Annotated in this window: 13 protein-coding genes; 7 read left to right on the top strand and 6 right to left on the bottom strand. The window is 69.6% G+C overall.

What is annotated here, in order from left to right; all coding sequences use genetic code 11:
* Window positions 1-111 precede the first annotated feature (111 nt).
* Together GPA03_RS14750 and GPA03_RS14745 are read right to left on the bottom strand one after the other, a co-directional pair.
* Window positions 112-3,825, bottom strand: coding sequence for a heparinase II/III domain-containing protein (locus tag GPA03_RS14750; protein ID WP_162458387.1), 3,714 nt, complete (start codon window positions 3,823-3,825; stop codon window positions 112-114).
* Window positions 3,826-4,057: 232 nt separating this feature from the next.
* Complete coding sequence (locus tag GPA03_RS14745; protein WP_156252790.1) at window positions 4,058-5,695, bottom strand: FAD-dependent oxidoreductase; 1,638 nt, start codon at window positions 5,693-5,695, stop codon at window positions 4,058-4,060.
* 128 nt (window positions 5,696-5,823) lie between these two features.
* Here GPA03_RS14745 and GPA03_RS14740 point away from each other — a divergent pair, with 128 nt between their 5' ends.
* The 5 genes from GPA03_RS14740 to GPA03_RS14720 all read left to right on the top strand — a co-directional run bounded on the left by GPA03_RS14740 (window position 5,824) and on the right by GPA03_RS14720 (window position 12,531).
* Window positions 5,824-6,846 (top strand): LacI family DNA-binding transcriptional regulator, encoded by a 1,023-nt coding sequence (locus tag GPA03_RS14740; protein ID WP_156252789.1) that lies wholly within the window; start codon window positions 5,824-5,826, stop codon window positions 6,844-6,846.
* 202 nt (window positions 6,847-7,048) lie between these two features.
* Window positions 7,049-8,356: an ABC transporter substrate-binding protein gene (locus GPA03_RS14735; RefSeq protein ID WP_156252788.1), complete on the top strand. Its 1,308-nt coding sequence runs from the start codon at window positions 7,049-7,051 to the stop codon at window positions 8,354-8,356.
* A 3-nt stretch (window positions 8,357-8,359) separates the two neighbouring features.
* On the top strand, window positions 8,360-9,310 hold the full coding sequence (locus tag GPA03_RS14730; protein ID WP_241681317.1) for a carbohydrate ABC transporter permease: 951 nt from the start codon (window positions 8,360-8,362) through the stop codon (window positions 9,308-9,310).
* The gene (locus GPA03_RS14725) at window positions 9,300-10,157 is read left to right on the top strand and encodes a carbohydrate ABC transporter permease (RefSeq protein WP_156252787.1); all 858 of its coding nucleotides are present in this window, start codon (window positions 9,300-9,302) and stop codon (window positions 10,155-10,157) included. The genes GPA03_RS14730 and GPA03_RS14725 overlap by 11 nt, the downstream gene beginning before the upstream one ends.
* Window positions 10,158-10,266: 109 nt before the next feature.
* Window positions 10,267-12,531, top strand: coding sequence for a hypothetical protein (locus GPA03_RS14720; protein WP_156252786.1), 2,265 nt, complete (start codon window positions 10,267-10,269; stop codon window positions 12,529-12,531).
* A gap of 70 nt (window positions 12,532-12,601) precedes the next feature.
* On the opposite strand, the gene GPA03_RS14715 is transcribed toward GPA03_RS14720, so the two are convergent.
* Together GPA03_RS14715 and GPA03_RS14710 are read right to left on the bottom strand one after the other, a co-directional pair.
* Complete coding sequence (locus GPA03_RS14715; protein WP_156252785.1) at window positions 12,602-13,873, bottom strand: enolase C-terminal domain-like protein; 1,272 nt, start codon at window positions 13,871-13,873, stop codon at window positions 12,602-12,604.
* Between the two features lie 26 nt (window positions 13,874-13,899).
* Entirely contained in the window at window positions 13,900-14,817 is a 918-nt protein-coding gene (locus GPA03_RS14710; protein ID WP_241681316.1) for an NAD-dependent epimerase/dehydratase family protein, read from the bottom strand.
* A gap of 149 nt (window positions 14,818-14,966) precedes the next feature.
* On the opposite strand from GPA03_RS14710, the gene GPA03_RS14705 reads away from it, so the two are divergent.
* A complete protein-coding gene (locus GPA03_RS14705) occupies window positions 14,967-17,195 on the top strand; it encodes a hypothetical protein (protein ID WP_156252784.1) in 2,229 nt (742 codons plus the stop codon).
* A complete protein-coding gene (locus GPA03_RS14700) occupies window positions 17,192-18,724 on the top strand; it encodes an ADP-ribosylglycohydrolase family protein (RefSeq protein WP_156252783.1) in 1,533 nt (510 codons plus the stop codon). The genes GPA03_RS14705 and GPA03_RS14700 overlap by 4 nt, the downstream gene beginning before the upstream one ends.
* A gap of 65 nt (window positions 18,725-18,789) precedes the next feature.
* Here the strand turns inward: GPA03_RS14700 and GPA03_RS14695 are convergent, their stop codons facing one another.
* Both GPA03_RS14695 and GPA03_RS14690 read right to left on the bottom strand, forming a co-directional pair.
* Window positions 18,790-22,632, bottom strand: a complete 3,843-nt coding sequence (locus GPA03_RS14695) for a CBM96 family carbohydrate-binding protein (RefSeq protein ID WP_156252782.1) — start codon at window positions 22,630-22,632, stop codon at window positions 18,790-18,792.
* A 165-nt stretch (window positions 22,633-22,797) separates the two neighbouring features.
* Window positions 22,798-24,441 carry a substrate-binding domain-containing protein gene (locus GPA03_RS14690; RefSeq protein WP_156252929.1) on the bottom strand — a complete coding sequence of 548 codons (1,644 nt, stop codon included), beginning with the start codon at window positions 24,439-24,441 and terminating at the stop codon, window positions 22,798-22,800.
* Window positions 24,442-24,472 lie beyond the last annotated feature (31 nt).

Raw genomic sequence — 24,472 nt, 5'->3', positions numbered from 1 at the left:
CCCAGCGGAGCTGGACACCACGGTCGGTCAGGTGCTGCTGGAAGTCGAACCCTTCGAGGAGTTCATCGAACCATCGCCTGCCGGCTACCCGAAGCGCTCGAGCGGCGTCCGTCATTCGAGGAGGACCCACGGCCCGTCCCCGTCGCCTGGAACGTCGTCGCGCGTCCACCACGCGGCCTGGTAGCGGGCGGACTCGTGGACGACGACGTCGCCGGCATCGAAGATCCTCGAGGCCGTCCACGACGAGGCGCCGCCGTTCCCGACCGCGACCTCCTGCCACGGCCCGTCCGGGTCGCCCGGCTGCTGGTTCTGCGTCCACCACGAGGCGACCCAGGTAGCGTTGCCGTCGCTGACGAGATCACCCTCGTCGTAGACCGCGTCGGGCTCCCACACCTGCGGCGCCGGCGTTAGGTCGGGCGGCTCGTGCCCGCATGTCTGTGCGATCGACAGTCGCGAGAAGGTGGCCTCCGAGGAGGTGGCGTAGACCCCGACACCACCGCTGCGAACGACCGTGTCACGGGCCTGCAGGACCTGCACGCCGTTGACGGTCACGGTGATGAGATCGCCGTGGACGGATGCGTCCAGGTCGACCGGTTCCACTAGCGGATCATCGAGCGGCGTCGTCGCCACCGTGACCGGACCGGATCGGTGCGCCTCCCGGATGATGCTGGCGTACCGGGTGCCGTGACTCGTCTTGCCGACGTGTATCCGGTACCCGTACGAGTCCGTGCTATCACGCAAGGACACTCCGGCCGTGCCGACACCGCTCAGGGTGAGCGTCGTCGAGACGTCGTAGTCGCAGGTCTCGGAGAAGCGGGCCGGCAACGTCGAGGCGACCAGGACGTGCGCCCGGCCGCCGGTCGGCACGATGTGAAGCTCACCCGAGTCGACGGACACGTCGCCGCTGATCCCCTGCCAGTGCTCCTGGTCGAGCGCCTCGGCGATCGTCACGTTGTCGAAGATGGCGGCGCGCCGATGCGTGTAGGCAGCGACGCCGCCGTTCGACAGCCGCGTGTCGTCGACGGAGATCGAGGTGTCCCCGACCGTCGCGGTCAGGTGACTGCCCACAGCCGAGATCGTCATGGTGTGCGCGGCACCGGGATCGAGCGGAACGCTCCGCTCTGCGAGGACATCCAGCTCGCCGTTGTAGACCTTGATGATCTGCAGCGTCACGCCCTCCCTCGTGTTGAGCAGGTTCGCGCGATAGTAGTTCCGAGAGTCGCGGTATCTGAAGGCGAGCCCGGTCCGCGTGGTAGCCGAGCCGCCCGCACCCGGTTCCACCTCAGCACTCATGACCAGGTCGGTGGGCACGTCCTGGTGCACGGCGAACGCCTGGATGTCTGCGGTGGAGGTCTGCGCGAGCGCTCCGCCGGCCTGGCTGCCGATCGCCCAGTCGCCCTCGACCGGCGACCAGCTCCCGAAGGAGGCATCGTCGAAGTCGTGGACGGTGCTGGACAGGCTGTCGGCATCGAACTTATCGGTCAGCACGGTCTCGAGGTCGAAGGACTCCTCGAGAGTGATCGTGATGACGTCCTTCGTCCGGGTGAAGGTGACCGGCTCGTTGTTGACGATGACGACGCCGGCGTCCGGGGCGCGCAGTGTGATCGTGCCCGTGAAGGGATCGCCGAGCGAGATCGTGGCGGTCGTGCCGGCCAGCTCCACATTGATGTCCGAGACCGTTCCTGACGCTTCGAGGAGCGGCTCGCGGCCATCGACCAGAGACGTTCCCGACGTCAGCGCGTACCGGGTGAGGTGCCGGTCGTCCCCGCGCTCGATGTAGGCGGTCTCGCCATCGGTCGTGGCGGTGCCGAACGTTCGTGGTGTCGGCGCGTCCTCTCGTGACAGGTAGAAGCGCCCTACCGAGTCCGGCAGCTCGATCTGCATCGCCGTGGCCACCGAGTGATCGACGCCCGGAAGGTCGATGCGGGTCGCTGACACGGTCGGGGCTGGCCCGGCCTCGCCGGGGAAGACGACCGTGTCCACACCGGTCGCACCGGTTGCCGACCAGTCGTAGGAGAGGAAGTCGACGTCCGTCAGCAGCTCGCTGTCCTCCAGCTGGACCGCACCGTGATCGTGGATGTTCGGTGTGAGTCCGGCGCCACCTGCCGCCACGGGCACCAGCTGCACCCCGGCGACCGGGTCGGCGCCCGGCACGGTGTCGAAGCCGACCGTGGCGACCTGGGTGCTCGGGTCCACGACGACTGGGTCACCAGGGAAGTGCCAGAGCTGTCGGTAGTCGTGCGCGGCGGTATCGCCGGTCAAGCTGTCGGAGACGATCCAGAAGCCTGGCTTGACGAAGTAGACGACGCGGTCGTGAGAGACCGGGTCGTAGCCGAGCGCCTCGCCCCGGTAGACGTCGAGCCCGTCGTTGGAGCGCCACAGCCAGGTGGCTCGTGTGACGCCTGCCGCCTGCGGCAGCCCGTCCACCTCGACCGTGTTGTGCGCCTCCGTCGTCTTCCGCATCCAGTCGTTCGTGGGCGTGGCGCTGTACTCGTGCGCGCCGGGGTCGACGATGAGCGGGCGTCCGTATGCCGCCATCACCACGCTGAGGTCGTCGGGGTGTCGGTGCGACGCGGTGTAGCTCGTGTTCTGGTTGTTGATCAGCAGGTATCGGGCGTCCGCATCCCAGCCTGAGCGCTGGACGGCGAAGCTGATGGGATACATCGTGGACCCGAGGGTCGGCTCCGTCCCCTCGGTGCGGCCGGAGGCCACCCATGCGAAGTCGGACCACTCGTTGCGCTCGCCACTGGTCCCGATGGCGTGAATCCCGGCATGGGGAGTCTTCGCGTCCCCGACCAGCGCGGCCTGGAGGTTCGGCATCCGGGTGGCGAAGAGCGAGTCCGCGATCCAGTCGGAGGCTCGGGCGATCGAGCCCGGCAAGCTGCGCCCGTTGAGCTCTGCCATCCTGACGACGCCGTTGAGCAGGTCCGCCGCGTACGCCTGGTAGTTGACGGTCGGCTCGCTGTACACGCTGTCACTCTTGATGTGGCGGCCGACGAACCACTCGACCGACCGTGCCGCGGACGGTTCCCAGACGAAGGACGCCGAGAACTCGGGAAAGTACACCGCCGTGTAGTAGATCGAGCGTGCGATCGACAGGTACTGGTTGTTCCCGCCGTGACGCGGCAGCACGACGGTGAGGCGATCGGTCGTCGCGTGAACGCCGACGAGGTACGAGACGAGGTCCCCGGCGTCGAGGGTCGGCTCAGCCCGGAAGACTGCGAACGCGCTGACGAGCTGGGCCAGCCGCTTCGCCGCCGACAGGTTGCGATTCGTCGGCCAGGTCGTGACATCGGCGAAGAGGTCGAGCGAGATCTGCATCCACGCGGCCGCGTACGCCTGCCGTCGCTGCGGATCGGTCTCGTTCAGGTAGGCGTAGACGAGCGTCGGCATGAAGGACAGGTCCGTCATCAGCACGCGCGCGCCGCCGGGAATCTCCTCGGTGCCTCCCCAGGTGTCCTCCCAGTCGACGTCGATCCGTTGCGCCTCGTCGTCGTAGAAGTCGCGAGTCTCCGCCCCGAAGCGGAAGATCCCGGCGGCGAGCTCGTCCGCCGTCGCGTCACCGGCTCCCCCGCCACTCCGAGCCGGGAACTCGATCCCGGTGCGGCCGGCGTAGAACTCCACGAGCTCCTCGGCGGCTCCCGATTCGTCGCCGTCGGCAAGCCGGGCCGCCACGGCAGCGAGCTCCGGACGGGTGAGATCGAGCATCTCTGAGAGCTGTGCTATGTCATCAGCCGCCGCAGGCATCGACGACAGGCCCGTCATCCCCACCGCCACGGCGACTGCCGCCGTGACGGCACGGGCACGACCGTGATTGCGCTTCATACCGGAAACCTCCATCGGTCCATCAGCCGTTCACCGCGGCTCGAGCGAGTCGTGCGTCGACTATGACGTATCGTTGCGTCAACGGTAGGGCTGTCACGACGACGGCGTCAAGACGTCGACGATCCTCAGATGTGGTGCCCGCGCGGCGCAGGCCGTGGTCAGCTACTGGCGATCGGGCCGACACCCTGCTGCGGACGCCTGTGCCCGCAGGCGACCTGGATGCTCAGACCATCTACCAGCGCTTGTTCTCGTCCCAGCGGAGCTGGACACCACGGTCGGTCAGGTGCTGCTGGAAGTCGGAGACCGCGCCCGGACTCTCGACGACCGCGTGCGGCTCGGTCCCGTTGTCCAGGCAGTAGGAAGCCAGCGCGCCGGCCGCCTCGCCGATGTTCCACTCGACGGGGTGCAGGCGGTAGCAGCCGTTCGTGATCTGGGTGGTGCCGAGGTTCTTGCACGCGGGCAGCAGGTTGCGCACCCGCACGGGGATCATCGAACGCAGCGGGATCTCGAAGGGGTGGGGCAGGCCGCCCTTGCCACGCCCGTCGCCGGTGGTGTGATGGCGGTCGATCCAGAAGTAGTGGCCGACCCCCACCGAGTCGGGATAGCGCTCGGCACCACCCTCGCCGCGATACGTCGTGGAGACCTCCTGCTCCACGATCGTGTGCAGCGCCTGCAGCCGCCGTGACTCGCGGATGTACGGGTACATCGCGAACCCGTCGGCGGTTCCGGCGACGTCGGCACGCAGTCGCAGGCCCGGCCACCCCGTACCGCCGTCCGGGCGGGGAGCGTCCGTCTGCAGCCAGTACAGCAGCGACCGCGACAGCGCCTTCGCCTGGTCCCAGTGGTGTGCGGCATCCGGCATGCCGAACAGCGGTCCGCCGACGTAGTCGTTCATCGGCCAGTTCACGACCACCACGTCGGACCGGTAGAAGCCAGGCCTGAACTGCCGCCGCGCCGCGATCCGGCGGTAGTTCCACAGCTCGTTCCAGGCACCCATGTTGCGGTGGTCGAGGTCGATCACGTCGTCATCGAGGTTGGGCGACAGCGACCACCGCTTTCCGGGCGTGCCATCGGCGCGGACCGGCTGCCCGTGCGCATCGAGGTCGTTGCCCATGCTGAGAATGTTCCGGCCGTCGAGCTGGTGCGGCTTCAGATCTCGCCAGTACTCGTAGTCGGCAGGGCGGTCGATCGTGTGATCCTCGCCGTCGAGATGGTCGATCGCGAAGCACCAGCTGACGCCCTGCATGTCGGTGGGGTCCGCCGTCGGCCACGCGCCCGGCTCGCCGGTCATCTCCTGCGACTCCCGGCCGGAGACGTGCTCGATCCCGCCCAGCGCGAGGAGATCGCCGAGCTCGGTCGCGTCGAGAAAGTACGGCGCTGCAACCACGTGCTCGGCGCCGGCGTCCTCCCCCATCGTGGTCCGGACCGTGACCGAGGTGACACGCTCGCCGTCGACCTCGACCGCGACCGGCTCGGTCTGCATCAGCACCACCAGCCGGTCGGCCGAGCGGTAGGGCTGCAACAGCTCCTCGATCACGTTGACGATCACACGCGGGTCCACACTGATCGGGCTCACCCAGGCGTGCCCGGGATTGAGGTGCGGGTCGGCCTTGGCGGCGTCGGTCAGCGGGAAGTGCGACCGGTAGTAGCCCCGCAGGGCATTCCGGAACTCCCGGTACGAGGCGTTGGCGCCGTCGTCCTCGATGTAGCGGTGCTCGTCCGATGGCACCAGCTGGCTGGTCAGCTGACCCCCGAGCCACCTCGTGGGGTCGGTCATGACGACCCGCTTGCCTGCTCGCAGCGCCGCCAGCGCTGCCGAGACGCCCCCGACCCCGCCTCCGATGATCGCCACGTCTGCCTGGAGTTCCATGAGTCTGTCGCTCTCCGTCGAGTAGGGTCCGGTTGACCTGTCGAGAACCCTAGTACGTTTTCGTAGAATTCTTGCTGAGATTTCGGCGCCGAGTCGACGGCGGCGGGCGGAGACCAAGGAGGGCACAGATGGCTGGACCGGTGCGTCGGCGCAAGAAGCCCTCCCTGGCGGAGGTCGCCAGGATCGCCGGCGTCTCGATCTCGACCGTGTCCAAGGTCGCCAACGGTGGCGTCGACGTCTCCGACGCCACACGCGAGCGAGTGGAACGGATCCTCGCCGAGCGTGGATACGTGGCGACCCGCAAGCGGCGCGGATCGCTCATCCCGGTCGAGCTGATCACGCGCGACATGTACAACCCGCTCACACTCGATGTCTTGCGCGGCATCATCGACGCCGCGGCTTCGACCGGTCTCGACATCTCGGTGTCGCGCTACCCCGACAACGCACCCGATCACCGCTGGATCGACGAGATCCACGCCGCCGGCAGGCGTGGCGTGATCGCGCTCACCTCGATTCTCGACGACGACGAGCGGGCCAGGTTCCGCTCTCACGGCCTCGAGGTCGTTGCCATCGACCCGCTCAACCGACCCGACGAGTCGACGACCAGCGTCGGCGCGACGAACTGGGCCGGTGGACTGCAGGCCACCGAGCACCTTCTGGGGCTGGGCCACACGAAGATCGCCATGCTGACGGGCTTCCCGGAGGCGATGGCGAGCCGCGCCCGGGTCTCGGGCTTCCGGGCAGCCATGGGGACCGCAGGCATCGAGCTCGACGAGTCCATGGTGCTGGACGGCGATTTCACCTACGACTCCGGCCTCGAGCTGGGCACCGAGCTGCTCCGCCGATCCGACCGCCCGACCGCTGTCTTCGCCGCCTCCGATCTGCCAGCGCTCGGCGTGATCGAGGCGGCGCGGCGGCGCGGGCTGCGCGTGCCTGAGGACCTCAGCGTCGTCGGCTTCGACGACCTCATCATGGCCCAGGTGTCCGCGCCACCGTTGACCACGGTGCGGCAGCCGCTCGACCAGATGGGAGCGGTCGCGGTCCAGATGATCGCTGCGCTCATCGCCGATGGCCCACCGGATCACGCCCTTCACACCGAGCTGGCCACGCGGCTGGTGGTGCGGGGCTCGACGGCGCCGCCGGCGGCCTGACGAAGCGTCACGACCCGGCCCGCACGCCGGCACGGCGGGCATCGCGATTGTCGTCGTACACGGGCGCCCAGGAGCCCCGAAAATTCTTGCGAACTTCTCTAGACAGTTTCGTGCCGCCACATTAGTGTCGTGTCTGCGGCCCACGCGCTGCCCCCGGACATCGAGGTCGGGGATGACGACGGCGTCCCGAGAGGACCTACACATGACACGACCCATCACGCGCCGCGCCCTGCTGGCAGCCGTCCCCGCTGCCGGTCTTGCCGGACTGACTCTGGCCTCCTGCAGCGCCGACGGCGACAGCACCGATGGCGCACCCGACGGCCCGGTCGAGCTGCGCATGACCGTGTGGTCGGCCAACGACGGCCACCACGCGATCTTCAACCAGATCGCCGATGCCTACATCGAGGCCAACCCCGACAAGGTCAGCGCCGTCTCCTTCGAGGCGCTCACCGACGGGTACGTCGACGCCCTCACCACCCAGATCGCGGGCAACGAGGCACCCGACATGGCTTGGGCGATGGAGTCGTTCGCCGCCCAGTTCGTCGCGGCTGGTGTGTTCACCAACCTCACCCCCACCTTCGAGGCCGCCGACGGCTACGAGTACGACGACCTGATCCCCGGCGCCATCGGGCTGTGGAGCTCCGATGACGGCTTGCACGGCTACCCGTTCTCCAACAGCCCGTTCGGGATCTACGTCAACAATGACCTGCTCGCTGCGGCCGGCCAGCCCGATCCGCGTGACCTGATCGCCAGCGGTGACTGGACGTGGGACACCCTGATGGAGCTGTCGGCCGCCACAGCGGCGAGCCAGGGCGTGGCTGGGTTCCAACCACCTGCCGACGCCGCGACCGCCTGGAACGACGCCCTCGCCCCCATGTGGCTGTCCTGGGGGGCCAGCGCCTGGTCCGAGGACGGCTCGACGGCGACCTTCACCTCTGCCGAGATGGTCGAGTTCTTCACCTGGTACCACGACCAGGTCTACGGGAAGCTGGCGATCATCGCCCCCGGCGAGGAGTACGACTTCGCGACCGGGCAGATCGCCACGCGGATGTCGCAGCTGTCTGCCTCGACCGGGCTCGCCGAGGCCGGCTTCGCCTGGGACTTCCTGCCGCTGCCCGAGGGCCCAGCCGGGACGGTCCCGGTCGTGGGTCAGGGCGGTGTCGGGGTGCTCACGCAGGGCCCGAACCCCGTGATCGCGGCTGACTTCCTGGCGTTCTTCACCAACCCCGACAACTCCAGACTGCTCGCGCAGTTCTTCCCGCCGCCGCGCACCTCCCTGCTGAACCTGGAGACCCTCGCCGCAGCGGCTCCGGCTCTGACGCAGACGCAGCTGCAGGGCACGATCATCGACCAGGCCTCGGCCGCCGTGACCAAGCCGGGCAACCCGAAGATGAGCGAGATCAGCGACCCGGTGCGCATCGCGCTCGACGCTTTGTGGACCGCCGACGCCGATGTCGAGGCTGCACTGGGCGCTGCCAACGACGCCGCTCAGGCCCTCCTCGGCGCCTGACGCGTGAGCACCCAGGCCTCACGGCTGCCAGGTGGTGGTACCCACCGCCGCCCGGCACCGGGCGGTGGCACCAGCAAGCGTCTGGCGCGCATCGACGCCGCGATCGGCATGGCGTTCGTCGCACCGGTCCTCATCGGAGCGATCGTGCTCGGGCTGGTGCCGTTCGGCTACGTGGTCTGGTACGCCCTGCACGACTGGCAGCCGCTGACTGGACAGTTCACCTGGGTGGGGAGTGAGAACTTCACGAGGCTGCTGACCGACGGCGACGTGTGGGGATCGCTGCTGACGACCTTCAAGTTCGCCGCGCTGCTGATGGTCCTCAACGTCACCCTTGCCATGGGGCTCGCGATCCTGCTCAACCAGAAGCTCCCCGGAACCGCGACGTTCCGCACCTTCTTCTTCTCACCGGTGATCGTCTCGACGGTGGCGTGGGTGCTCATCTGGAACTTCCTGGTCGCCAAGAACGGCGGCATCAACGGCGTCCTGGCGATGCTCGGCATCACCGGGCCGAACTGGCTGCGTGACGCCTCCCTGGCGCTGCCGACCGTCGTCGTGATCCAGGTCTTCAAGGGTGTCGGCATGAACATGATCCTGTTCCTGGCCGCGCTGCAGAACGTGCCCGCGGAGCTGAAGGAGGCGGCGCGAATCGACGGTGCCCGCGCCACCCGCGTGTTCCGGTCGATCACGCTGCCGCTGATGACGCCGACGATCCTGCTCGTGACGATGCTGACGATGGTCGGTGCGATGGACGTGTTCGCGCCGATCCAGATCCTCACCGAGGGCGGACCAGGTCGCTCGACCACGGTGATCTCCTACCTCCTGTACCGCACGGCGTTCGTGCAGCAGGACTTCGGCTACGCCTCTGCTATCGGCGTGCTGCTGTTCTTCGTGATGCTCGGGCTCGCCGTGCTGCAGTGGAGCACCAGGAAGAGGTGGGTGCACGATGAGGTCTGAGACATCGCACGGCACCCGCCGGATCGTCTCGCGCGTCGTCCTGTACGTGCTGCTGATCGCGCTGAGTATCCCGTTCGTCTACCCGCTGCTGTGGATGGTGCTGTCCTCCTTCAAGCCGGCCAACGAGATCTTCGCCATCCCACCGACGCTGTTACCGACCGAGTGGACGCTCGAAGGCGTCTCGAAGATCTTCACGGTGATGCCGTTCGCGAGGCAGTATCTGAACTCGCTCTACATCGCCGCCATCGTCACCGTGGGCTCGGTGCTGGTCGGGTCGCTCGCCGGGTATGCGTTCGCGCGCATCAGGTTCCCGCTCTCGGGCAAGGTGTTCCTCGTGCTGATGTCCGGCATGTTCATCCCTGGCGAGGTCGCCATCATCCCGATCTTCCGGTGGGTAGCTGAACTGGGCTGGATGAACACGCACTGGCCGCTGATCCTCATCCCGATCTTCGGCCCCGGCGCCGTGGTCAGCGTCTTCATCTTCCGTCAGTTCTTCCTCTCGCTCCCTGGGGAGCTGGAGGAGGCGGGCCGGCTCGACGGTCTCGGCCGGCTCGGCATCTTCGCCCGCGTCGCGATGCCGTTGGCCGGTCCAGCCGTCTCCGCTGTGGCGATCATGAAGTTCCTGGCCGCCTTCAACATGTACTTCGAGCCACTGATCTTCCTGCGCAGCGAAGAGCTGTTCCCCGTCAGCCTGGCCCTGACGCGCTACCAGGACGGATACGGCGAGCCGATCTACAACACCCAGATCGGCGCCACCGCGCTCACGGTGATCCCCGTGATCATCGTGTTCCTGTTCGCCCAACGACAGTTCGTGGAAGGCCTGTCGCGGACCGGTCTGAAGGGCTGATCGCCCCGACGACCCGCCGCCATCCGAAGACCGCGCCCGGCGCCGCACCGACCGGCCGTCGCTGGGTGGCGCACGCCCCCATGCCGGTCGTCCACCGAAGGAGTCAACGATGACCACCGAGCGAACCGACCGCCCACCCCTGGGGCTGCCGCCGCTGTCCCGACGCAGATTCATCGGCGGCGTGACCGCTGCCTCGGCTGCGGCACTTCTCGCGCAGCTGGGTACGGCCGCACCCTCGTTCGCCACCTCTGAGGGCACCGTCCTGCCACTGGTCGAGGCCCTGCCCGACGGCGCCCCGGACCGGGCCCTGTTCGCCGAGAACGAGCAGGTGTTCGCCGCGTACCTGATGATCCTGTCGCCGCTGGCCAACAGCGTCGTCGACGACGACGAGGACCTGTTCGGTTGGATGGAGGACGGCTGGCAGCGTCTGCCCAACCAGCCCTTCAACGCGCGCATCATGGAGCACGTCGCCACGCTGTCCTGGTTCTACTCCCACGAACGCGTCTGGAACCCCTACTACCTGGATCCGAACCTCCTCAGGCGCCTCGACGCCGCACTCGGCTACTACCTGTCGCTGCAGCACGACGACGGCTCCTACCCTGAGTACTCGCCCACGGAGCACCACCTGTCCCCGACTGGGTTCGGCACGGTCGCGCAGTCGGCGGTGCTCCGCGACCTCCTCAGCGTCGACGCGTTGCCCGAGCGTCGTGGCGAGATCGAGACCGCGCTGCGCGCGAGCAGCGCGTGGCTCGTCGACCTCGACCGCCCGCACTGGAACCTGCCCGTGCGGTTCGTCAACCAGGTGGTCGCCGGCCTGGCGGGAGTGGCGCAGGCGGCCACCGTGATGAACGACGCCGCGATGGCGGCCTCGCTCTCGGACCGGATGGCGGCGCTGCTCGAGCACGGGCAGGCACCTGCCGGATTCTTCAACGAGCCGTTGACCCCCGACGCCGGGTACAACTTCACGGTGATGCTCCCTGACGTCGGGCACATCTACGAGCAGACCCAGGACCCTTCGGCCGTCGAGCTCGCGAGGCGGTTCGCCGAGTGGTTCGGGTACATCGTGGTGATGGAGCCGGGCCAGCCGCAGGGCTTCGTGCTGTCGGCGACGAGCGGTCGGGGGGTGCTGCCGACATTCACCACCACCCCCGAGGACGATCTCGACCGGAGCGCGCTCGGGCGAGCGCTGCTCGAGCAGGTCCCCGCGCTCGGGGCGTTCTACGCGACGGCGGAGGAGAAACAGGCCGGCCGGGCAGCCTGGGCACTGGACCCCGAGCCGGTGCAGCCACGCGAGAAGCAGGACTCCTCCGCGCGCCTCTACATGCACGTGCCGGTCGCTCCCGACGGCGTGAGCACCGCCGAGCGCGACGCTCGTGTGGCCGACCTTCCGTACCTTCGTGAGGACGCTTTCACCCAGCTGCGGCGGGGCACACTCGATCAGCAGTACGCGTTCGTCCGCCGCCCGGGCTGCTACACCGCTGCTGCGTACGGTGTCCGCCCGTACGCGAGCCAACGAATGGGCACCAACGCGTTCTGGCACCCGGAGGCGGGCATGTTCGTGCTCTCGCTCAACACCTCGGGCCCCGACGACTGGACCACCGTGGACGACGTCGCCGGCACAGCCACCTCGCGCAGCGAGGTCACGGCAGCGCACCACGCCGGCGACGACACCTCGGGAGCGGCGATCACCGCCGACGACCTCACGGGTTTCGCAGGCGTGTTCACCACGCGTTACACGACCGCTGACGCCGCCGTCACCACCGACGTCAGCCACTGGCAGGACGGTCTGCGGCGCTCGATGGCCACCACGGGAGCCTCACGTGAGCGCATCCCGCTGATCATCGGCCCCGAGGACGAGGTCGCCTTCCTCGACGGCACACCTGCCCCCTACGACGAGCAGACGATCACGGTCGCCTCAGGTCTCACCGTGACCAGGGGCGACGTCCGGCTCGTCATCAGCTGGGGCGAGGAGTGGGAGGCCACGTACGCGCCGACCTCCACCTCGTTCCTGGGCGGCACCCGCTCGCAACGGATCCTCACCGTCAGCTTCGTCGGTGAGCTGACCACCGAGCTCACGGCGGTCGATCTCGCCGAGGTGGCGGGCGAGCGGGTCGCGTTCGGGGTGACGTCGCACACCGTCGAGCGCGACGGCGCCCACCACACCGCGCTCCACGTGATCAACCTCGACCAGGAGCCCGTCGACATCCGGGTGGTGAGCGCGTCGGGCAGGGAGACGTTCCGTGGACTGGCTCCCGGGGCCAGCGGCTACCGCCTGTTCCGGAACGAGCGGCGGCTACCGGCACCCGGTGTCGCGGTCGCCACCACGCGCGGCAGCGGCCGGGTCCGGGCAGCGACGCGGCGCTTCGAGGTCTAGACCTCCCGGGTCCCGGCGGGAGCTGGAGCCTGGCGTGATCCCGCCCGACGTCCGCGGACGGCGGGCGGGGTCACGGTGCCAGCAGCCCGCCGTCGAGCCCTCGCACCCCGGCCGCCCAGGCATCGAACGAGGACAGCCCCGGCGGGTACCGCCGAGCGAGGTTCTCGTCGAGGTCGATACCCCAGCCGGGGCTGTCGTTGGGCGTCAGCCATCCGTTCACCGGGGCCAACGTGCCGGGGAAGATCTCGTGCGTCAGCTCGTCGAAGACATGACACTCCTGGATCCCGAAGGCCGGGCTGGTGACATCGAGCGCCACACTCGCCGCCACCCCCACCGGGGAGGTGTCGCCCGGAGCGTGCCACGCCGTCCGCACGCCCACCAGCTCCGCGGCGGCCGCGAGCTTGCGCGCCGGCGTCACGCCGCCGATCGCGGACACGTGCGAGCGGATGAGGTCGACGCCGCCGCCCAGGATCAGGCGCGCGGCATCGGTGACCGAGGTCGTCAGCTCGCCCACCGCCAACGGCACCGGTGACGCCGCGCGCACCTGGGGCAGCGCGTCCCAGTGCTCGGGCGGCAGCACGTCCTCGAGGAAGAACAGCCGGTACGGCTCCAGGGAGCGTGCGAGCGTCACCGCCTGCTTCGGGGTCAGCCGCGAGTGCACGTCGTGCAGCAGCTCGACCTCGTCGCCCAGCTCCTCGCGTGCTGCCTCGAACAGACGTGGCACCAGCGAGAGGTACTCCGAGACGCGCCATCCGCGCGCGTAGGGCACACCATCGATCGTGTCGCCGTCGAGCACCGCGCTTCCGTAGGTCCCGGCGCCGGGCTGGGAGACCTGCACCCGCACGTGGCGCCAGCCCGCCTCGACCTTGCTGCGGGCGTCGGCCACCGCCCCGGGGATGTCCCGGCCCGCGCTGTGCACGTACGTGTCGGCGGCGGCGCGCACCTTGCCGCCCAGAAGCTCGTGGACGGGCTGTCCGGCCCGCTTGCCGGCGATGTCCCAGAGCGCCTCGTCGAGGCCGGAGATCGCGTTGTTGCCGACGGGACCCTCACGCCAGTACGACGAGAACTTGGCCAGCCGGACGAGGTCGCCGATGTCCCCCGGATACCGGCCGACGACCAGTCGCGCGAGGTGCTCCTCGACGTAGGTGACGACCGCCTTCCAGCGCTGGGTGAAGGTCGCGCAGCCGAGTCCGTACAGGCCCGGGTCGGTCGTGTCGATGCGCACGACCACGATCGGCACGCCATACGGCGCGGTGACGATCGCGCGGACGCCGGTGATGCGTACGTCGGCGGGGACGTCCCACGGCTGCGCGAAGGTGGGGACGGCGTCGGTCTCGGTCATCGTGGCTCCTGGGCACTCGGTCGCGATCAGTCGATCAGGGCGGGGTCGGGTTCGTCGTAGGTGTGGCGTGGTCGGAACCCGAGCCTCACCTCGGCGCGGGTGGTGTCGATGAGCGCCGCTCGTCCGAGGAAGGAGCGGCGGCGGGGCACATGAGGGGCGTAGGCGTCGAGCAGGGACTCGGTGTCCTCCTCGCGGAAGGTGTCCACGGCGGAGAGCCCGATCACGTGCGCACCGGTGAGCGGTGCCGTCAGGGCATGCAGCACGGCGCGTGCCGCATCGCGTCGGTCGAGGTAGGACCAGCCCTCGCGTACCTGCCGGTGCCGATGCGGACGCGACAGCTCGCGGACCCGTGAGGGCAGGGAGGTGAGCGGGAAGCGGAGCGCGATGACCGTCATGCCCCAGTGGCTCGCTGCCATCTCGGCGCTCAGCTCGTCGCTGGCCTTCGACAGCGAGTACCAGTCGTCGAGGTCCCGCGGGATCTCCTCGTCGATCGGGTAGTACGCGGGGAGCCGCTGATGATGGTTGGCCGGGACGCCGAACGCGTTGATGCTGCTCGCGAGGACGCAGCGGTGCACGCCCAGCTCGCCCGCGCGGCTGAGCACGTTGAACGTCGCGCCGGTGTTGGTGCGGTAGCCCGGGTAGGGCTCAGCGAGCCCTTCGCCCGGGATCGCCGCCATGTGGACGACGGCCTCGACACCGTCGAGCGCCGCCGCGACAGCGTCGGGATCGGTCGCGTCACCGGTGATGACGACGTCGGCGGGGCTGGGGCGGCGCCACGTGCTGGAGAGTGCCGTCACGTGGGTGCCGTAGAGCTGAAGCAGGCCGACGACGTCTCCTCCGATCGAGCCGCCGGCACCGGTGACGAGGACGCGCCCCGGCAGCGGGTGCGCCAGCTGATCCGGCACCGCGTCCGGCCACACGAGGCCGGGGACCTGGTCGTGCACGGGCGACCCTTCGTCGTGGGCAGAAACTTTTCGTAGAACTTGCGTCGAAAGTCTAGACGGACGACCCGGCGCCCCGCTACCGTTGACACAACGTTACGTCAGCGTCAGAGGGAGATCCCCGCTGACCAGCCACCGACGAAGGAGTCGAGATGAACCGCACCCCCGCCCTGCCACCGCTGTCGCGTCGAGCCCTGCTCGGACTGGGCACCCTCGGACTGGCCACCGGTGCCGCCACGCTCTGGCCGGCGCCCTCGGCCCGGGCGACGTCCGGCGGCACGGTGCTCCCGCTGGTCGACCCGCTGCCGGCGGGCGCCCCCGACCGCTCGCTGTTCGCTCCCCACGAGCAGGTGTTCGCCTCCTATCTGATGATCGTCGCCCCGCTGGCCAACAGCGTGCGAGACCTCGACCCGAACTACGGCTGGATGGAGGATGGCTGGTGGCGTACCCCCAACGACCCCCTCAACTCCCGGATCATGGAGCACGTCGCCACCCTCGCCTGGTTCCTCACGCACGAGCGGGACTGGAACCCGTACTACCTCGATGAGCGCCTCGAGGCCCGGCTGGACGCGGCGCTCGGCTACTACCTGAGCCTGCAGGGGCCACGTGGTGCGTGGCCGGTGACATACGAGTCGGAATCGCTGGCCACGACGGGGTTCGGTCTGGTGTCCCTCTCCCTCACCTACCGCGATCTGGCGTCTCACGACTTGCTGGCGGACCGCCGCACCGAGATGGCGACGGCGATGCGAGCGGCCGCCGACTGGCTGATGGACTTGTCCTACGACCACTGGGCCGTCCCGCTGCGGGTCCACAACCAGCTGGTCGGCGGACTCGCCGGCGTGGGCCATGCGGCCACGGTCCTCGAGGACCCGGCGATCGCTGCCGACCTCGCTGACCGCACCGCCTACCTGATCGAGCACGGGCAGGCACCCGCCGGCTACTTCCACGAGCCGCTCGGATTCGACCATGGCTACAACTTCACCGTGGCGCTTCCCGATCTCGGCGACCTCTACCAGCAGACCGGCGACCCCGCCCTGGTCGAGCACGTCAGCCGCTGGGCCGACTTCGCGCAGTATGTGCTGCTGCCCGAGCCAGGTCTGCCCGGCTACGTCACGTTCGGTGCCGCCAGCATGCGCAACTCCACCTCGACGATGACCATCACGGCCGCCGACGATGCCGATCGGGCAGCCCTTGGGCGCGCCTTCCTCCCCGAGGTACCGCTGCTGGCCGCCTTCCATGCACCGGCCGAGGACAAGGCAGCTTCTCGAGCGGCCTGGGCCGCGAGCACCGATCCCGTGCGGCCCAGAGCCAAGGGCGACACGTCGCCGCGCCTCTACGCGCACGTGCCGAACGCTCCCGACAACCTCGGTCAGAGCGGGCGCGAGGCGATCATCGCCTCGCTACGCCCGGTAGCCGAGGATGCGTTCACCGAGTACCGCGAAGGCACGATCGACCAGCAGCTGCTGTTCGTGCGGCGTCCCGGCTACTACCTCGCGACGCTTCTCGGCCATCGCGGCAGCACTCGGACTCGGTCTGGTCCCGGCATGCTCTGGCACCCGACTGCCGGCAGCGTCATCGCCTCCTTCAACAACGCCGCCGACGACCACTGGACCACGATGACGGCGTCGGGCCTCGACGTCGCGCTCACCGATCTCGTGGCCACGTTCCACGACGGGACCGATGCGTCGGCGCCCACGATCGACCCCGACGAGCTCGGCCAGATCACGGGCGCCTTCACCGGGCACTACGTCGCCGCCGACGGCGCCGTCACGACAGACGTGACCCATCTGCACGACGCTGTGGTCCGCGCCGTCTCCGTGGCGGAGTCGTCGACCGAGATGGTGCCGCTGCTACTGAAGGACGGCGACGTCCTCGAGCTGTCGGACGGCACCACCGGGACGCCGGGCACCGCGCTCTCGACCACCGCGACCTGGTTCGCCGTGACTCGTGGCTCGATCCGCGTGCAGGTCAGCTGGGGCGAGGCGCTGGCAGCCTCCCTCGCGCCGACCAGCCGCGTCTACCTGGGCGCTCTGCGACACCACGTCCTCGCCATCGAGCACAGCGGCATGATCACGGTGGAGGTGACCACGATCGACCTCGGCGAGATGCCTGCTCGAGTGCCGTTCTCCGTGACCTCCCATTCCGTGCTCCGGGCAGGCGCCTGGCACACGGTGGTCCATGCCGTCAACCTCGACACGGAGCCGATCGACCTCCGGGTCGTCACGGCCGCCGGCACCCGCACGTTCCGCGAGGTCGCACCAGGTCAGGGCGCCATCGGCACGTTCCGCAACGATCGGCTGGTACCCGCTCCCGGTGTCGCCGTCGCGACAACCCGCGGGCCCGGCCGACCGCGAGTGGCGACACAGACCTTCGACCTGTGAGACCCGAGCAGGTGCCTGACTACCGCTCACGGCTGCTCGCCTGCTGGCGCGGGAAGGCCGTGGGCGGGACGCTGGGTCAGACGTTCGAGGGACTGGAGGGACCGCTCGACGCCGACTTCTACCACCCGGTGCCGAGCGGGATGGTTCCCAACGACGACCTCGATCTCCAGGTCCTGTATGCCTGCGTGCTGGCGGCCGACCAGCAACCTGCTGTCGGCCGGATGCAGCTGGCGCAGGCGTGGGCCGACCACGTGCGATTCCCGTGGAACGAGTACGGCGTCGGGATGCGGAATCTCGCCGAGGGTCTGCTGCCACCGCAGACCGGTTCCTACGACAACTGGTTCACGTGCGGCGAGGGTGCGGCGATCCGGTCCGAGCTGTGGGCCTGCCTCGCCCCCGGCGATCCCGATCTCGCCGCTGCCTACGCCTACGAGGACGCCTGTTTCGATCATGCCGGCGACGGCATCGTCGCGGCGCAGCTCCTCGCCCGCATGGAGGCGCTCGCCTTCGTCGAGCACGACACCGGCGCTCGGGGCATCGAGCGGATCCTCGATCTCGCACTGGCGGCGACCGACCCCGAGAGCGGCATCGCCCACGTGGTCCGCGACGTGCGGAGCTGGCACGCCGAGGGCATGGACTGGCGCGCGGTCCGGGAGCGAGTCGTGCACGCCTATGCGGGCGACGACTTCACCGACGTGCGGCCGAACACCGGCTTCGTAGTGCTGGGCCTGCTCGCAGGGCGCGACTTCTCGGAGCGAATCCTCATCACGAACAACTGCGGGTTCGACACCGACTCGACCACCGCCTCGGTCGGCGCGCTCCTCGCGATCCTGGACCCGTCGTCGATCCCTCAGCGGTGGCTCGACCCGATCGGGGACGACCTCGTGCTCAACCCGGAGATCCGGGGCATCACCGCGCCCCCGACCATCGCCGCCTTCGCGGATCTCGTGTCCGAGCTGCGCGAGCGGATCGGTGGCGCGCCTCCCACGCGGGGAGCGCTCGAGAGCCGCTCCGCCCCGCGCGGGCTTGCCGTCACCCGGGCCTGGGTCAGCACCGACCGTGAGTCCTGGCAGGGACGTGACCTGACCGGGCTGCCGCCCCAGGGAGCGGCACTCCCGGACTTCGGCGTGCCGGGCGAGCCGATCGAGCTGCCGGGCACCTGGGTGCGGATGCCGCGAGCAGACTTCGTGAGCCCGATCCAGCTGCTCACGTACCCGCTCGACGGTCGCGGCTCCGAGCACATCCGCCTGGTCGTCAACTGCACCGAGCACCTCCGGGTCTGGCTCGACGGCGAGTGCCTGTTCGGGTCACAGGGAAGCCAGTACCTGTTCCCGTCTCCGCACAGCACCCCGCTGGGGCAGTTCGTCGACATCGACCTGCCACCCGGCCCTCACGAGCTGACGCTCGCGATCCGACGGCCGCCCCGCCACCGCGACGCCGCCGAGTGGGTCGTCGCGGTGGCCGAGCGGCCGTCGATGCTGTGGGTACCGTTCGCGCTGCGGGCCACCACGACCCCGATCGGGTCGTGAGCCTCGGTCCCGAGCCCGACCGACACCCGGTCGGGGTGCGGTAGGCGTCGGACGTCAGGCGATCCTCACGTGCAGCTCGTCACACTCGCGACAGTGCTGCCGAGCACGACCGGTGCCCGGTCGTTGCCGACGCAGGACAGCGCCCCGGTGATCGAGACGTCGGCGAGCACGACGTCGGCGCTCGCCGCGGCGATGTGCACCGCTCCGGCGATCTCGACGTCTTGCCACCACTGCACTGAGCTCGCGCCCGTGCTCGTCAGCGGACCGGTCAGCGTGGTATCGGTCACGACCACGCGAGCATCGCCGGTGAGCGCCACGGGACCAGTCAGCGCCGACTCGGAGACGACGAGGGTACCGCCGTCGGCCACGGACACCGGTCCTCGGACATCGGCATCCGTGACACACGCCGATTCGCCCGCACCGACCGACAGCGGGCCCGGCCGCGCACCCGTGATCTCCACCTCGCACGGCACATCGCTCAGCACGATCTCGAGCACCGGCGCGTCATCACCGGCCTCGCGGCTGGCCACGCTCGTGCCGTGCGCCTGGGTATCCCCGGCTGCCTGCAGCAGCCCGAGCCCCAGCTCGGCTCCGGCGGCCCCCTGGACCAGCTCGGTGACGTCGACCACCAGCTCGGTCCGGCTCGGCGGAGCCACGAAGGTGCCAACCGGATCCGGCTCGACGGTCGGCCGCGTGTCCCAGGTCAGGCCTGCCTCCGTCCAGTCCGTGGCCGTGGCATGGACGGCGATCTCCATCGAGCGGTCGGCGGCCACGTTCGCCCAGACGTGCAGGCTGGCCGACACCAGGTTCTCGGCCGGGACGTCGGTCAGGTCGAAGGCGAGGTACGACTCGCGCGTGTAGCCAGCAGCGCCACGCCCGTCCTTGACGACCATCGACGACAGGTGACCGTAGCTCTCATCGGACCACTCGCCGTCGCGGACATAGCCGTCGCGGGACGCGGGGATCCTCATCATGGTCGGATCGACGACCTCCACGGTGAGCCGGGCGAAGGCGAGATGTCCGTCGTCGTGCCGGTAGCGGGCGGTCAGCAACGCGGTGCCGGCGGCCAGAGCCAGCACGCGGCCGTCCTCGGTGACCGCGGCGATCGTGGGATCGGTGCTGGTGAGCGAGACATCCATCGCATCGAGCGGCTGCGTCGAGCCGTCGCTGAAGGCGGTCTCGATGCTCAGCTGCGCGACGTCCTGAAGGTCGAGCGACAGGTGCTCCGCTCCCAGCTCGAGCGACTCGAGCACCACCTCCGGCTCAGGTGGTTCCGGCCATGCCTGCGAGCCGGAGTACACACGCAGCTCGGACAGCGAGTTCCACGCGTTCGAGGAGTTCCCGTAACCGATCACCCGGACATAGCGCGCCTGCACCGGTGCGAGGTCATGCCGTTCGATCTCCAGGGTGGTGCCCGAGCTCACCGCCGGGGTCGCGGCGCTCCAGGTGACGCCATCGAGCGACGTCACCACCTGGGCGTCGTACACCCGCTGGTCACCGAGACTCCAGGCCAGCCCGACGCCGTCGACAGTACGAGGCTCATCGAAGTTCGCCTGGATCCAGTGCCCATCGCCCTGCGCCGACCAGAAGGTGCTCAGGTCATGGTCGGTGGCGCGTTCTGCCGGGTTGGTCCCCACCACGCTCGCGACGACGTCGGCGGCGAAGGGATCGGCGAACGCCACCGTGTAACCGGCAGCGCACACCTCGGCGCCGTCCGCGACGCACACCTCGGCCTCGCCCGGCAGCGCATCGACCTGGTCGATGGTGACCGCCGTGCCGGCCGCGGCCGTCGCGCTCACCACGGGCAGGCCCGCGCCACCCGGTCGGTCGAGCAGGTACGTGCGGCCCTCTGGTGAGAAGCCCTCGACCGTCTCGCCGTCCACCTGCAGGTCGCTCAGCTCGGCGGCACCTGCGGGCTCGACGTCCCAGTCCGCCAGGTCGGTCACCGTAGGCAACGGTCCGGCCTCGCCGGTCGGGAGCGGCTCGAGGAGCACGCTGAGCCGGAACTGCGCCGTCGGGTCGGCGGTGACGACGAGCTTGCGCACCCCGGCGTTCGCCGTCTGCCCGTCCGGGTTCGGTGAGGTCGGCAACGGCACGGCGTCCATGACCGAGAACTGTGCACCGGCCGGGGCGTCGAGCAGCCGGGCCAGCATCGTGCGCCCATTGAGCTCGAGCGTGGCGCTCTGCCCGTCCGCAGCGACCTCGATCTGCGCGTTGGTGTGCATGAACCACCACGGGTCCACCGGCGAGGTCGCCGTCAGCTCGTCCTGCACGATGAAGCGGCTGCGGCCGTCGATCATCGCCACGCCCCGCTCCCAGCTCGTGACGCCCTGCGAGGCGTACGCCTCCGAGAGGTCGGCCACGGCGAAGCTGCCGTCCGGGCCGCCGCCGGTCGCGATGATGCTGCCCGTCGCGCTGGTGGACTGGCCCGTCGTCGCGTCCGGGTTGATGACGAGCGTGTTCTGACCCTCCGGGCGCTTGCGGTAGTAGGTCCAGCGCCGCCCCTCAGGGCCGGTCTCCCAGTAGCCGGGCTGGCTGTAGTGCTCCGGGCCGAGGTCCATCGCCCACCGGGTCCCGGAGGCGTCGATGACGAACGTGCCCATGTCGAGGTCGCCGTGGTTGGCGGCGTTGTTGCCCGCACGGAAACCGAAGAAGTTCGCCGTCTGGCTGTCCCACGCGCTGCGTGAGAGATAGGTCGTCGTCGCCACGAACTCGCGGTCCAGCGGCAGCTCCGCCTCATTCGGCGGGACCGGAGTCACCAGGCCCTGCCACATCAGGTGCAACGGCGGCAGCGTGCGCGGCGCCTGTGCAGCGCCCGCCTCGCCCCACCAGGCGTACGCCGGCTGACCGTAGTGATCGGCCAACCAGTGAGTCGCAGGCGACCCGGTGTGGTTGCCCGTCGAGGCATCGGCGTAGTTGAACTGCAGCCCGGTCGGCCCGGTCATCGCCATCGCGAAGTCGACCGTGCGGTCCAGGCCCGGCACCTCGGTGATCCCGAAGTCGTCACCGACCGCGGTCTCCAGCGAGGACATCGCCGAGACCAGGAACCGGGTCGCGTACCCCCAGTACACGATCCCCTCGGGGTAGCCGCCGTCCGGCCCGTACTCCGCGAGCGCGGTGGGCAGGGAGTCAAAGGCATGGTGCAGCGCCTCGTTGGCGAGCTCGGGTTCCTCGTCGCCGATGGCCAACGCGGCCATGATCATCCCGCTGTTGCAGACGACGTTCCAGTTGTGGGTCGCCGTCGTCCAGGAGGCGCCGTTCTCGTGCTGCGCGATCGCCGGCTCGAGGCCGAAGGTGACCATGGCCTCGCGCACCACCGACCGCTGCGTGGCATCCATCCAGTCGTGGAGCCAGTCGTAGCCCACGGCGAAAGCGTTCAGCAGCTCGGCCACCGACAGGAAGCTCTCAGGGTTCCAGTCGGGGAACGCGGCGACCGATGCCATCTCGGCATAGGCGCGCTCGGCGTAGGCCTCGACGTCGGAGAGCCGGTAGGCCAGCCCCAGCACGTACAGGCGGGTCTGGACCTCCCGGGTCTCCAGCAGCAGCGTGCGGCCGTTGCCGAACTCGTACTCGACGAGCGGTGCGTCGAGGTACTCGTCGGCCTGCAGCAGCAGGTCGTCGTAGAGATCGGACGTGAGGTCGTCGGCGGCGATCCGGGAGGAGATCCCGATGAGCGCGGGGTCATCGACCATCAGCCGCGGGTGTGAGCTCGTGATCAGTGCGGCGATGTCCTCAGGCGGTGTCAGCACCGGCTCGGCCTCCGTCTGGATCTGGATGGGCGGTGCGGCGCTCGCGGGTGCGAGCGAGGTCAGGACGAGGCCGGCACCGAGGGCTGCGGCAAGTGCGGCAGCGCCACGCGGGCGGCGGGTCGACGCTGTGGTGCGGGAACGGGCGCGCTGGATCGTCATCGATCCTCCTGGTGCGAGAGGTGAGCAGGCAGAGTCAGGTGAGTGCTGGTGAGGCGTGCGGGCGGCGTCGGTCGGCACCGCACGCTGGCGCGTCGGGGCACGGTGGGCCGACGGCGTTCTCCGCCGACCCACCGGCCGGCAGGTCCAGTGACCGGCGTCGTTCGATCAGCCGTTCAGCTCGGCCCAGGCCTCCTCGTACTCGGCCTTGATCGTGGTACCGACGGCGCTCATGTAGGCCTCGACGGCGGGGCCCCAGTCGGTGACCGGCTGGTTGCCGAGCAGGATCTCGCCCTGGGTCGCGCTGAGCGCCTGCTGGGCGCTGGCCGCGTTGCTGACGGCGGTCTCGGAGTACAGGCCGACCGTCGGGTTGGGGATCGTGTACTGCAGGCCGGTCTCCTGGTGGTCGAACTGGTCGTGCACGGCCTGCTCGTTCTGCGACTCCCAGATCACGGGCGAGTTCTCAGTGATGTACCGCACCGGCAGCGTGGCCTGGTTGACGCCCGCGGAGGTGAGCACCGGGTCCGGTCCGTCGAGGTTGTACGTCTCGCCCTCGACGCCGAACCGGCGGGTGATGTACTCCGAGCTCCCGAAGGGCGCCGCCAGCCAGTCCAGCACCCGAAGGATCTCGAGCAGACGCTCGGGGTCGTCCTGCTTGGCGATCGCGCTGAAGTGCGACGACGGGTTGCCGGCGGTGCGGACCATCGTGCCGCCCGCCTCACGAGCCGGCGAGAGCATGCCGGTGAGCCGGAAGCCGTCGATGCTGGCGCCCTGGATGTAGAACTTCGGCCAGCCCGCGTAACCGCCGATCTGGAAGGCGGTGATGCCGGCCATCATCCACTCGTTGCGCTGGGTGTTCTGAGCGGCGTTGCCGTCAGGGTGGACCACGCCGGCCTCGGCGAGGGCGACCGCGTCGGCGAGCGCCTGCTCGTACTCGGGCCGGGTGCCGTTGTGGGTGAAGACGCCCGAGTCGTCGACCGACCACGCGTTCGCGATGCCGTTGACCTCGAGCATCTGCGAGAACGGCGTCTGGCCGAACGCCCACCGACCGGCACGCTCGTCGGTCAGCGCCTTCGCCATCTCGATGAACTCCTCGAGCGACTCCGGCTGCAGCGACAGGCCGTGCTCCTCGAGGATGTCGGCCCGCGTGTAGAGCACGGTGCCGATGAGCGAGCGTGGCACCGGGACGCCCCAGATCTTCCCGTCGTAGACCGAGCCGAGCCATGAAGGCGTGGGCAGCGCGGCCAGGTTCGGGTAGTCCAGCACGGCATCACCGGAGAGGTGCTCGGTGAGGTCGGTGAACTTCGCGGCGAGCATCGCCGGCATCTGCTGGTGCTGCCCCTGAACCGCCACCAGGTCAGGCAGGTCGTTGCCGGCGATGGTGGTGGCGAACCGGGCGCTGTAGTCGGCCGAGGGGGTGTACTCCAGGTCGAGCTCGGCACCCAGGGCCTCGTTGAGGTTCTGCCAGAGCGCGTTGCTCCCCATCTCCGGTGCCACCGGGTCGTAGGTGAAGGTGAGCGCGCGGATCGCCTGGCCGGAGGTGGCTGGCGCGCCGCCGGTGACAGCGGTCGGCGGGGCGGGGTAGCTGAAGTACCCAGGTGAGACGTCCGGGTTGCTGGAGCCGAGGTCCGGGGGGAAGCCCTCGAACGCCTGGTAGGTGGGCAGCAGCCCGGCAGTCGCGCCACCACCGCCGGTGGTCGAGCCGCCGCCCGGCGTGCTGCCTCCGGGCGAGGAGCAGGCCGCGACGAGGCCCATCGCGCCGAGCGCACCGGAGACGCCGAGGAACGAGCGCCGTGAGAGGGAGACAGACATGGAGAACCTTCCGCTACATCGAGGACAGGGG

The sequence above is a fragment of the Pseudactinotalea terrae genome, assembly GCF_009733845.1.
Taxonomy (GTDB): domain Bacteria; phylum Actinomycetota; class Actinomycetes; order Actinomycetales; family Beutenbergiaceae; genus Pseudactinotalea; species Pseudactinotalea terrae.
This window is presented reverse-complemented; position numbering and strand designations above follow the sequence as displayed.